This is a genomic window from Leucobacter sp. Ag1 (assembly GCF_000980875.1).
GTDB lineage: Bacteria > Actinomycetota > Actinomycetes > Actinomycetales > Microbacteriaceae > Leucobacter > Leucobacter iarius.
This window is the reverse complement of the sequence record NZ_LAYO01000096.1, coordinates 22,165-33,856: the sequence shown is the minus strand read 5'-3', so window position 1 is coordinate 33,856 and position 11,692 is coordinate 22,165. Positions and strand designations below refer to the sequence as shown.

Sequence of the window (11,692 nt, the reverse complement as noted above, 5' to 3'; positions counted from 1 at the left end):
GAGCGTCCCCAGTGTAGGGAATCAGATTCTGCATCCGGTGATCTTGTAGAGCACAGCGTTCCCCTGGCGGTCGATCTCGGTGAGCACGTCGGACCGCTCGACCCCGGAGACGCCGATGTACGGCTGAGCCCGAGGGGTGCCGGGGAACACGTAGTCGCGGCCGAAATCGAGCACGTACTCGACCCCGAGCTTCTGCGCCGCGGTGCACGCCTCGACAGTGCCGCGATCGATGCCCGAGGTGATCGCGGTCACCTCGGGGGAGTAGGCCCCTCCGGTGTGCGGGGCGAGCACGCGGCGGTCCGCGAGCGCGTACGCGAGCCCGCTGCCGTTCCACGGGTTGTCGGCGATCACGGCGTTCGCCGGGACCTTGCCGGGCAGCCGCTCGAGCAGGGCGCGCTCATCCGGGCTGAGCAGGGCGGAGCGCTGATCGAACTCGTACTTGGAGCTGACGTAGTTCACGGCCGCGAATGCTCCGGCCCCCTGCGTCGACGCGAGCAGGAACGCCGTGCCGAACGCGAACCAGAGCGCCCGATGCCGCACGACGCGGGTACCGCCGAACATGCGGGCGGTGCGGCGGAGCGCCGTGCCCGCGATAGCCGCGGCGGCGGACGCGCCGATGACGGCGAGCGGCAGCGCGCCCAGCGGGACCAGAGCGGCGAGCCGCCAGGGGTCGTTGTACCAGGGAGACAGGAAGAAGGTGCGCCAATCGGCCGGGGGGAATCCGTCGGCGACGACGTAGAAGGCGATGAGGACCAGGGAGACGCCGAGGAGCCAGCGCCTGCCGAACCCGACCACGGCGATCAGCGCTCCGAGCAGCACGAGGATCGTGACGGGCCAGTTGTGGCCCTCGAGCCGTGGGGTGGACCCGATCGCGTCCAGTACCGCACCGAGAGGCGAGGAATGCGAGCCGCCCCAGGGGTGATCGCTGGTCCGCCCGAGATACCAGGCGACGACGACGAGCACGACGAACGCGACCGCACCGAGCACGGCGAGCGCGATCCTGGGAGCACGTCCGAGGCGGGCGGGGCGGAGCAGGCCGGTCGTCGATGCGACGGGACCGTTCCGGAACGCGCGGATGGCGGTGGCGGCGACCGGTGCGGCGAGCCACAGCAGGAGCACATGGACGGCGTTGGGGTGCGCCAGCACCGCGGCGCCGACCGACCCGAGGAGGAGGAGCCACCGGCTGCCCTCGCTGAGCGGATCGGCACGACGGGCCTGCCCGAGGTCGAGCAGTTGCAGCGCCGCGACGAGCACGAAGGGGAGCAGCGTCAGCGAGAGCAGGTTGGGGTAGAGGACCCCGAAGCCGGCGAGGGAGAGCGGGAAGTTGGGGAACGCGGCCGCGATGATCCCTGAGACGACGGTGGCGCGCACGCTCGGACCGGCGACCGCGCGGCCGAGGGCCACGGCGCCGATCGGCCAGACGATCGCGCTGACGGTGAACAGTACCGCGTTGGTGGCGAGCGGGATCGAGGCGCCCGAGAGCTGTGCAACGAGGGCGACGAATCCGTGCCAGAGCGTGGGGTAGAACGTCGGGTGACCCGGATTGACGAGGTCCATGCCGAGCGGGGACGCGTTGCCCGTCTCGAGGATCCGGCGGACCGCGTTCAGGTGGAAGATCGCGTCGTAGGTCTGCGAGACCGCGTCGGCCGTCTTGAGGCTCAGAACGAGCGATGTCGCGATCGCGGCCCCGCCGATCGCGGCGGCGCCGATCGGGATCCAGAGGCGATGCGGGCGATTCGGGCGCGTGCCCCGTTCGAGCCGGGGCGCGCCGAGCCAGCGCCGGAGCAGGAGGAGCACGAGTGCGAGCGCTGCGGCGAGGGCGAGCGCCGGGAGGAGGCTCCAGCGGACATGGGCGAAGCCCGCGATGAGCGGCGCGAGAGCGAGGACCGCGAAACCCGCCGGGATCGCGACGATCGCGATCGCGAAGCCCCGGAGCCGGAGCGCGAGCGCAGCGGGGAGGCCGAGGACCGCGATGATCCCGATCGCGACGAGGAGCGGCAGCGCCAGCGGGATCCAGGCGTTCACGAGGTCCGGTCGCTCTCGCCGCCGCGCTCCGCTTGTTCGCGGTTGCGGGCGTCCAGGAGCGCGACGGCCCGGGCCAGCTGGGTGACGCGCGCGTCGCTCCGGGCCTTGGCCCGAATGGTGGCGACTGCGAAGGCCAGGACGGCGACGATGAAGACGTAGAGCAGGAGGTCGGTGCCGCGACCGATTCCGAACGCGTGCGCGATGGTGGTGAGCACGTTGGGGAACAGGATCGCGAGCACGGCCGCGATCACGAAGAGGATCGCGAAGATCCGCTTGAGGGCGAGCGAACGTTCGCCGGGGAGGAAACGGACGGCGAGCGCTGCGATGAGCACGATGCCGAGGATGAGGAGGAGTTGGAAGATCGACATGTGCGCCTACCGGATGATGAGGTCGATGAGGATGTTGACCGAATTGAGCAGCGACTGGCCCTTGGCCTTCGAGTAGTCGCTGTAGATGACCTCGACGGGCTGCTCGGCGTAGGGGAGTCCCGTCCGGCCGAGCTGCACCACGATCTCGGTGCCGTGCGCCATGCGGTCCTGGCGGAGGCGGATCCGGCTCAGCGCGTCCTCGCGGATCACCCGCAGGCCGTTGTGCGCGTCGGTGAGCCGGGTCCGCGTCGTCCAGTTGGTGACGGCGACCGCGGTCTTCAGCACGATCTTCTTGAGGAACCCGGGCTTCGTGCGATCGTCGAGGAACCGGGATCCGAACACGATCGCGAGGTCTTCGGCGCGGGAGCGCTCGAGCATTGCCACGGCGTCCACGACGCGGTGCTGGCCGTCCGCATCGAACGTGACGACGTACTTCGCGCCGCGTTCGAGCGCGTACTCGAATCCGGTCTGCAGCGCCGCCCCCTGCCCCAGGTTGATGGGGTGGGTGACGAGACGTGCACCCGCCTCCGCTGCGATCCGGCCGGAACCGTCGTTCGACCCGTCGTCGATGCAGACGACGTTGGCGAAGTCGGGCCGCAGGCCGCGGATCACCTCGCCGATCACCGTGGCCTCGTTATAGAGGGGGATCACGACCCAGGTGTCGGCGTTGCCGGGAGCTGCGGTCGCGCTCGCGGGCGAAGGGTCAGTCATGTCACTTATTCTGACAGATGCACGCTGAGGGCCGAGGACCTATGCGGAGAAGCCGCGCGCGGTGCTCCGGGTTGTGCCCGGCTGGGACAGGAGCTAGCGTGGACGAGAACCTTCAAGCATCACTTGAATGTTTGAGGGCAACAGGAAGGAAGCGCGGGATGGCGCCGAAACGACCGTTCGTGCGTCTGCGCGCCCTGCTCGCGCTCGCGGTCGGGGTCGGTCTGCTCGCCAGCCCCCTTGCCGCGGTCGCGCCCGCTCAGGCCGCGGCCGTCACCGGGTTCAACGCGGGCAACATCATCGCGGACTCCATCTTCTACGACGGCAACGCGATGAGCGCCGCGCAGGTGCAGACGTTCTTGAACAGCAGGGTGACGCGCTGCACGATCGGTGATCCCGGGCGCGAGGCCGGCAAGGTCTGGGGCAGCACGAAGATCGCGTCCCGCTGCCTCAAGGACTCGACGGCGACGACGTCCTCTCGTGGAGCGAACGCGTTCTGCGCCGGATACGCCGGCGCCAAGAATGAGACGGCCGCGCAGATGATCGCGAAGGTCGGAAAGGCCTGCGGGATCAATCCTCGGGTGCTCCTGGTGATGCTCGAGAAGGAGCAGAGCCTCGTCACCGACACCTGGCCGACCGTCCGGCAGTACGCCGTCGCGATGGGCTACGCGTGCCCGGACTCCGGGCCGAACAACTCGGCCAACTGCGACCCGAGCCAGACCGGCTTCTTCCAGCAGCTCTACCGGGCGGCATGGCAGCTCAAGGTCTACAAGGCGAATCCGAAAGACTACAACTACCTGCCGGGCGCTACGAACAGGATCCAGTGGCATCCCAATGCAGGCTGCGGCACCTCGCAGGTGTACATCCAGAACAGCGCGACAGCGGCCCTCTACATCTACACTCCGTACCGCCCGAACCAGGCCGCGCTCGACGCGGGCTGGGGCGAGGGCGACGCGTGCTCCTCGTACGGCAATCGGAACTTCTACCTCTTCTACACGACCTGGTTCGGTCAGGGCAGTACGCAGACGCCGTATCCGGTCGACGGGAAGATCCTCGCCTACTGGCAGGTGAACAACGCGTGGCTCGGTGCGCCGACAGCGCCCGCGGTGCCGAACACGGCCGGCGGCGGCGGACGGACCCAGCAGTTCGTGGGCGGTACCGTGTTCGAACCGAAGTCCGCCGTGGCATCGGGCATGACGAAGACGAGTCCGTTGCTCGCGGCCTTCACCAAGGCGGGCGGCATCGGTGGAAGCTGGGGCTGGCCGATCGGGGCCGCGGTCAACCAGGGCAGCTCGGGCAACACCACCATGCGGTTCCAGGGCGGAACGGCTTCCGAGGCGAAGGGGGTCGGGGTCTTCCTGGTGCCCGAGAAGCTTCGGGGCCTGTGGGAGAGCAAGGCGATCGGCGGGTTCACCGGAGCGGTCGGCTACCCGACCGCGGCGGCGAAGACGACCGCGAGCGGTGCAATCGCGCAGGACTTCAAGGGCGGTGCGCTCGTGCAGTCGAGCGCGGGCGGTGCGCTCCGCGTCGATCCGAACTTCCTCGCCGCGTGGCGGGCGCTCGGCGGCGCTACGAGCTCGCTCGGCGTGCCGATCGCCGCGCCGGTCTCGGTGTCCGAGAACGGCGGCGGGCAGACCTACGCGATGCAGGGCGGCACCTTCTACCGATCGAAGGCCGGGGTCTTCTCGATCGGGAACGGCGCCTATCGGGACGCCTACCGTGCCGCCGGCGGCGAGCGGGGCTCGTACGGCTGGCCGACCGGTGCGGCGTTCTGCGGGCTCCCGTCGGGCGGCTGCGCCATGCCGTTCCAGAACGGGGTCGGCGTGTGGTCGGCGAAGACCGGCATGACGAAGCTCACCCCGGCCGCCTACGCCGCGTGGAAGCCGGTCGCCGCGACGCTCGGCTACCCCAAGGGCGTGGCGACCCCGGTCGGATCGGGTGCCGCCGCGGGATCGGTGCAGTCGTTCGACAACGGCGACCTGTACGCGTCGAACGCGGGAGCGTTCCCCCTCGCGAAGGGCCCCATCCGCGACGGATACCTCGCCGCGGGCGGCCCGACGAAGGCGTGGGGATGGCCGCGGGGGACCCAGAACTGCGCGGCCGACGGGTCGAAGTGCACCATGTCGTTCACCGGCGGAACCGCGACCTGGACGCGGGCCGGGGGACTGAGCTTCACCGCGAACCCCCAGAACCTGCCCAAGGAGCGGCTGAGCGGCGTGGACCGTTTCGAGACCGCGGTGGCGGTGTCGAAGCAGGGCTACCCGGGGACCGCCGGAACCGTGATCGTCGCGAACGGGCTCGACTATCCGGACGCGCTCAGCGCCGGTGCGCTCGGTGCCAAGTGGGAGGCGCCGCTGCTGCTCACGCGTCCGACCGCCCTGCCCGAGGCCACGCGCGCTGAGATCGCCCGACTCAAGCCCGGCCGTATCGTCGTGGTCGGCGGCTCCGGCGCCGTGAGCGATGGGGTCGTCTCGGATCTGAGGCGGCTCGCGGGGCGGGTGGATCGCGTGTCCGGCATCGACCGGTACGCGACGTCCATCGCCATCTCGCGTGCGGGATGGCCGGATGGCACGTCCGGCGAGGCGTTCGTCGCGACGGGTGCTGATTTCGCCGATGCGCTCTCGGCCGGTGCCGCTGCGGGGCGGCTCGGGGCACCGGTGCTCCTCGTCCCGGGAACCGCGAAGGCGGCTCCGGCGCCCGTGGCCGCGGAGCTGCAGCGGCTCGGTGCGAATCGGGTGCGGATCGCCGGAGGGACCGGTGCGGTCTCGAGCGGCATCCAGAGCTCGCTCGCGGGCGGGCGGACCGTCGACCGCTACGCGGGCGCCGACCGCTATGACACCTCGGCGCGCATCGCCAACGGAGTCTTCCCGAGCGGTGCGAGCGTGCCGACCTACTGGGCCAGCGGGCAGGGCTTCGCCGACGCGCTGGCCGGCGGCGCGGTGGCCGGCGCTCAGGGCTCCCCGCTGCTGCTGTCCCGGCCGACCTGCGTCCCGCCGGGAATCATCGCCGCGAACGATCGGGTCGTCGGTGGCGGGGTCTTCCTGCTCGGCGGATCCGGCGCGTTGAGCGACGCGGTCCTCGGCGGCCGCAAGTGCGCGGCCTGACGGGCGCCTCCTCGTCGGACGGATCCTCTCGGGGATCCGATTTCGGCGATCTTTTCGGGAATACGGAATTTCCGCATTTCAGTTGAAACTTTGATCATATTTTCATCTATGAAATTCTCGTGATAGGAAATGCGGAGACCTATCCCCCCGAATCGAGAAGAGAATCACAGATGATGAAGAGGAAACGGTCGATCGCGCTCGCCGCGATCGCCACCGGTGCACTGGTCGCCGGGCTCGCGACGCCCGCCTGGGCGGAGGACGCGGCACCGCAGCCCGTCGATCCGACACCGACCGCGCCCGCCGGAGACCCCGTCGTGGAGCCGGCCCCCGAGGAGACGCCGGCACCCTCGGCCCCCGCTGACGAGACGCCGGCCGCAGAGGCGCCCGCTGACCAGGCGCCCGCGGCCGACGCTCCGATGAGCGATGCGCCGGCCGCGAGCGCCCCGACCTCCGACGCGCCCGTCGCGGTCAGCGAGTCGAAAGTCGAGCAGGACCAGTTCGGTCCGGCGGGCTACATGAACGGCTCCCCCAGCAAGCGGATCAGCGGTGCGGACCGCTTTGCGACGGCGGTCGCGGTGTCGAAGCACGGCTACCCCTCGACGGCTTCCACCGTCATCGTCGCCAACGGTCGCAACTATCCCGACGCGCTGAGCGCGGGCGCGCTCGGCGCGAAGCTGAAGGCACCGCTGCTCCTGAGCGAGCCGAAGAGCCTTCCGGCCTCCACGCTCGCCGAGATCAAGCGCCTGAAGCCCAGTCGCATCCTCGTGGTCGGCGGCACCGGCGCGGTCAGCGGCGGCGTCGCCTCGAAGCTCGGAAGCCTCGCCGGAACCGTCAAGCGGATCTCCGGTGCGGACCGCTACGCCACCTCGATCGCGATCGCGAAGGAGGGCTGGCCGAACGGCAGCGCGAGCAACGCGTTCCTGGCGACCGGCGCGAACTTCGCCGACGCACTCTCCGCGGGTGCGGCAGCGGGCAAGCTCAAGGCCCCGGTGCTGCTCGTCCCCGGCACGCAGCGCACCGCTCCCGCAGGGGTGAAGTCCGAGCTCACGCGGCTGGGCGTCAGCACCGTGCGGATCGCCGGCGGCACCGGCGCGGTCTCGACCGGGATCCAGAACTCGATTTCGGCCGGGCGCACGGTCAAGCGCTACGCAGGAGCCAACCGCTACGACACCTCGGCGAGCATCGCGAAGGACAACGGCATCTTCCCAGCGGCGAACCGGGTGAACACCTACTGGGCCAGCGGCGAGGGCTTCGCCGATGCGCTCGCCGGCGGCGCCGTCTCGGGCGCCAAGGGTTCCCCGCTGCTGCTCTCGCTGCCGAGTTGCGTGCCGACGAGCATCTACACGGCGAACGACCGCGTCGCGGGGAACGATACGTTCCTGCTCGGCGGCACCGGTGCGCTCGGCAACACGGTGCTCTACGGCAACGAGTGCATGAAGAAGCCGGCGGGCGCGAGCGCCGCGAACTTCAGCGGCATGCAGTGGCTGTACACGAAGGTGAACGCGCTCCGCTACAGCAACGGAGAGTCGGGCTACCGCATCGCGGACGGCCAGCGCACGATCGAGCGCAAGCAGTGGATCGGCACTGCGGCGTACAGCTGGGCGGTCAACCGCTCGAAGGCGGGCATCCGCGTCGGGTCCCAGCTCGAGAACCCGAATCCGCCGTACGGGACGGTCGCGCAGTCGACGTCCTACAACAACTACCCGAACCGTCTGCAGAAGACCTGGGACATGTGGATCGGCGATGCCGAGGTCAAGAGCTGGCTGCTCGAGCCGCAGGGCGACATCCGATTCTCCCTCAGCGTCGGCTACTACAACACGAAGAGCTTCGCCTACGCGTCGATGTACTTCATGGTGACGGAGAACTCCGGGGTCTGACGGCCGGAGCGACCGTGCCGGGCCGGGAGCGTCGCTCCCGGCCCGGTGCCGTCTCACGGGGCGTTCGTACGATCGCGGTATTCTCGTGGGTGCGCTGACCAGGCGCGCCCGTTCCAGAAAGGTCGCATACCCATGGCACCCGAGTTCATCCCCGCAGCGAAGCCCATCATCGGCGACGAGGAGCGCGCGGCCGTCGACCGGGTGCTGCGCTCCGGCATGATCGCCCAGGGCCCCGAGGTGAAGACCTTCGAGCAGGAGTTCGCCGAGCACTTCGTGCAGGGACGCACCACGGTCGCCGTCAACTCGGGCACCAGCGGACAGCATCTCGGGCTCCTCGCAGCGGGAGTCGGCCCGGGCGACGAGGTCATCGTGCCGTCGTTCACCTTCGCCGCGACGGGCAACTCGGTCGCGCTCACCGGGGCGACCCCGGTGTTCGTCGACATCGAGCCCGATTTCTTCACGCTCGATCCCGAGGCGGTGCGCGCTGCGATCACGCCGCGCACCAAGGGGATCATGCCCGTGCACCTCTACGGGCACCCGTTCCTGGTCGACCAGATCGAGGCCATCGCGAAGGAGCACGGTCTCGACATCTACGAGGACGCGGCGCAGGCCCACGGGGCGAGCTGGAGCGGCCGCCCGGTCGGCACCCTCGGCGCGTTCGCCATGTTCAGCCTCTACCCGACCAAGAACATGACCTCGGGCGAGGGCGGCATGGTGACCTGCTCCACCGAGGAGATCGCCCGGCAGATGCGCCTGCTGCGCAACCAGGGCATGGAGACGCAGTACGCGAACGAGGTCATCGGCTTCAACACCCGCATGACCGACATCCACGCGGCGATCGGCCGCGTGCAGCTGACCAAGGTCGACGGCTGGACCGCCCAGCGCCAGCGCAACGCCGCTGCGCTGAACGCCGGGCTCGCCGAGATCGACGGTGTACGGACGCCGAAGGTGCACGAGAACGCCGTGCACGTCTACCACCAGTACACGGTCCGACTCGACGCCGGTGAGCGCGATCGCATCCACACCGCGCTGAAGGAGGAGCACGGCGTGGGCTCCGGCGTCTACTACCCGATCCCGAACCATCGCCTGCCCTCGCTCGCGCACTTCGCTCCGGGCCTCGACCTGCCCGAGACCGAGCGCGCCGCCTGCGAGGTGCTCTCGCTGCCCGTGCACCCGTCGCTCTCCGAGGGAGACCTCGAGCGCATCGTGGCCGCGGTCTCCGCGGTCGTGCGCGCCGGTGCGTAAGGGGATCATGCGCGTCGCCATCGCGAGCCGGATCTTCGAGCCCGAACCGAGCGCGGCCTCGTTCCGGCTCGGCGCGCTGGCCTCCGGTTTCGCCGGAACCGGCGCCGAGGTGCGCGTGCTGACGGTGCGCCCCGTCCCGGCGCTGCGCGCCGGCCGCGGCGCGGCGGGCGACGACCACCGCCCGTACCGCGTCACCCGGTTCCCGGTCCTGCGGGACCGCAGCGGCTACGTGCGCGGCTATCTGCAGTACCTGAGCTTCGACGTCCCGCTCTTCTTCCGGATCCTCTGCGGCCCGAAGCAGGACGCGATCGTGGTCGAGCCCCCGCCCACCACCGCGTTCTCCGCGACGCTCGCTGCGGGGATCCGGCGCATTCCCGTTTTCGCATATGCCGCGGACGTCTGGTCGGACGCCAGCGAGAGCACCGGCGCGCCGAGGCCGGTCGTTGGCCTCGTGCGGTGGATGGAGCGGTTCGCCTGGACCCGTGCCCGGGGCGTGTACTCGGTGAACGACGGAGTCAGCGCTCGGGTGCGCGAGATCGCTCCGCGCGCGAACATCGAGACGGTGGGCAACGGCATCGACACCGAGGTGTTCTCGTCCGAGGGCCCCGTCGCTCCCGAAGCCCTCGAGCGCGCCGGCGGCGAAGCCTACGCCATCTACACCGGCACGGCGTCGGAGTGGCAGGGAGCCGAGATCTTCGTGCGCGCCGTCTCGGAGCTCCAGCGCCGGGGCGTTCCGCTCCGTCTCATCTTCCTCGGCCAGGGCACCGCGCTGCCCGAGCTGGAACGACTCGCGACCGAGCTCGGCGCGCGCGTGGAGTTCCACGGGCCCGTGCCGCCCGAGCAGGCCGCGGCCTGGCAGCGGGGCGCCGCGGTGAGCGTCGCCAGCATCCGCCCCGGTGCCGGATACGATTTCGCGTACCCCACGAAGATCTTCGCGGCGTGGGGCTGCGGGACGCCGGTGGTCTACGCGGGCCCGGGGCCGGCGAGATCCGTGCTCGCTGAGCACCCGGATCTCGGGTGCGGTGTCGACTTCGATGCGTCCGCGGTCGCCGACGCACTGCACCGCATCGCGTTCCTCGAAGAACCATCGCGGGAGCGCATCTCGACCTGGGCGCGGGCGAACGTCTCGTTGGCGGGCGTCGCGGACCGCGCCGTCCGATTCACCCGGGAACGTCTCGCGGCCGATCGGAACTCCCGGTGACCGGCGGATCCCGACGGTCCGTGAAGGACCGCGCGTGGAGCACGCTCTCGGTGCTCAGGCTCCGACGGGACGGCCATCGTCCACCCGCGGCGGCGCCGTCGGGCGGATCCGGCGACCGGGTGTTCATCGGACCCGCGAACAGCGCGGGGCAGGGCTTCGCCTGGGCGCGCGCCCTCGAACACGCTCGACCGGGCACCCGCGTGACGAGCATGCAGTTCGTGCACGAGGTCGACGGCTTCGCGTACCCCGTCGATCAGCGGGTATTGAGCGGCTACGGCGCGCACTCGAAGCGGTGGCAGCGCGACCAGCTGGCGGCGCTGCGCGGCTATCGCGGAGTGCTCGCGGAGTCCGCGCGGCCGCTGTTCGGCGCGCTCCACGGCGGTGATCTCGTCCGCCAGCTCGCGGTGCTCCACGACAGCGGAGTGCGCCTCGGGCTGCTGTTCCACGGCAGCGATCTGCGGGACCCCGATGCGCACCTCGCGGCCGAGCCGCTGTCGTACTTCGGGCCCGATCCGCAGTTCACGGAGGCCATGCGCGCGGCCACCCGGCGCAGCCGTGAGGTGATCGCGGAGACCGGTCTGCCGGTCCACGTCTCGACGCCCGATCTGCTCTCGGAGATCGAGGGGGCCGTCTGGACGCCTGTGGTCGTCGACGCCGCGAAGTGGGCCGCCGCACGGGCGCCGCTCGCGCACGAGGGGCCGATGCGCGTCGTGCACGCGCCGTCGAAGTCGCACGTCAAGGGATCCGACCTGATCGACGGGACCCTCCAGCGGATGCACGACGCCGGTCGGATCGAGTACCGCCGGATCACCGGCGTCCCGCACGACCGGATGCCCGAGATCACCCGCGACGCGGACGTCGTGCTGGACCAGTTCCGGGGCGGTCCGTACGGCGTGGCCGCCTGCGAGGCGATGGCCGCGGGCCGCATCGTGGTCTCCTACGTCCCGCGCACGCTGCGCGATCGGGTGTCCCGGCTCACCGGGCTCGAACTGCCGATCATCGACGCGGTGCCGGACTCGCTCGAGGACGTGCTGCAGGGCATCGTCCGGGACCCGGGACCCGCCCTCGCGGCGGCCGCGGCCGGACCGGGGTACGTGGAGGAGCTGCACAGCGGCGCGCGCAGCGGACGGGTGCTCGCGGAGTGGCTGGACGGCGGGGAATGAC

General features: G+C 70.8%; 8 protein-coding genes. 5 read left to right on the top strand and 3 right to left on the bottom strand.

What is annotated here, in order from left to right; genetic code table 11:
- Nucleotides 1-21 precede the first annotated feature (21 nt).
- Genes XM48_RS09020 through XM48_RS09010 form a run of 3 tightly spaced genes read right to left on the bottom strand, consistent with a single transcriptional unit; the run spans nucleotide 22 to nucleotide 3,104 of the window.
- Nucleotides 22-2,025, bottom strand: coding sequence for a DUF6541 family protein (locus XM48_RS09020; RefSeq protein WP_046455475.1), 2,004 nt, complete (start codon nucleotides 2,023-2,025; stop codon nucleotides 22-24).
- Entirely contained in the window at nucleotides 2,022-2,393 is a 372-nt protein-coding gene (locus XM48_RS09015) for a DUF2304 domain-containing protein (protein WP_046455474.1), read from the bottom strand. The genes XM48_RS09020 and XM48_RS09015 overlap by 4 nt, the downstream gene beginning before the upstream one ends.
- A 6-nt stretch (nucleotides 2,394-2,399) precedes the next feature.
- Nucleotides 2,400-3,104 carry a glycosyltransferase family 2 protein gene (locus XM48_RS09010; protein WP_046455473.1) on the bottom strand — a complete coding sequence of 235 codons (705 nt, stop codon included), beginning with the start codon at nucleotides 3,102-3,104 and terminating at the stop codon, nucleotides 2,400-2,402.
- A 158-nt stretch (nucleotides 3,105-3,262) separates the two neighbouring features.
- Between XM48_RS09010 and XM48_RS16960 the strand changes: the two genes are divergently transcribed.
- From XM48_RS16960 to XM48_RS08985, 5 genes are all read left to right on the top strand, one after another.
- On the top strand, nucleotides 3,263-6,205 hold the full coding sequence (locus XM48_RS16960; protein WP_052961409.1) for a cell wall-binding repeat-containing protein: 2,943 nt from the start codon (nucleotides 3,263-3,265) through the stop codon (nucleotides 6,203-6,205).
- A gap of 170 nt (nucleotides 6,206-6,375) precedes the next feature.
- Complete coding sequence (locus XM48_RS16955; protein WP_052961408.1) at nucleotides 6,376-8,082, top strand: cell wall-binding repeat-containing protein; 1,707 nt, start codon at nucleotides 6,376-6,378, stop codon at nucleotides 8,080-8,082.
- Between the two features lie 132 nt (nucleotides 8,083-8,214).
- Nucleotides 8,215-9,327, top strand: a complete 1,113-nt coding sequence (locus XM48_RS08995) for a DegT/DnrJ/EryC1/StrS aminotransferase family protein (protein WP_046455472.1) — start codon at nucleotides 8,215-8,217, stop codon at nucleotides 9,325-9,327.
- Between the two features lie 7 nt (nucleotides 9,328-9,334).
- Nucleotides 9,335-10,528, top strand: a complete 1,194-nt coding sequence (locus XM48_RS08990; RefSeq protein WP_052961407.1) for a glycosyltransferase family 4 protein — start codon at nucleotides 9,335-9,337, stop codon at nucleotides 10,526-10,528.
- Entirely contained in the window at nucleotides 10,525-11,691 is a 1,167-nt protein-coding gene (locus XM48_RS08985; protein WP_052961406.1) for a glycosyltransferase family 1 protein, read from the top strand. The genes XM48_RS08990 and XM48_RS08985 overlap by 4 nt, the downstream gene beginning before the upstream one ends.
- Nucleotide 11,692: the final 1 nt, after the last annotated feature.

Coding starts and splice junctions, on each gene's coding strand:
- XM48_RS09015 (WP_046455474.1), bottom strand. CDS start 2,393: ATGTCGATCTTCCAACTCCTCCTCATCCTCGGCATCGTGCTCATCGCA.
- XM48_RS09010 (WP_046455473.1), bottom strand. CDS start 3,104: ATGACTGACCCTTCGCCCGCGAGCGCGACCGCAGCTCCCGGCAACGCC.
- XM48_RS16960 (WP_052961409.1), top strand. CDS start 3,263: ATGGCGCCGAAACGACCGTTCGTGCGTCTGCGCGCCCTGCTCGCGCTC.
- XM48_RS16955 (WP_052961408.1), top strand. CDS start 6,376: ATGATGAAGAGGAAACGGTCGATCGCGCTCGCCGCGATCGCCACCGGT.
- XM48_RS08995 (WP_046455472.1), top strand. CDS start 8,215: ATGGCACCCGAGTTCATCCCCGCAGCGAAGCCCATCATCGGCGACGAG.
- XM48_RS08990 (WP_052961407.1), top strand. CDS start 9,335: ATGCGCGTCGCCATCGCGAGCCGGATCTTCGAGCCCGAACCGAGCGCG.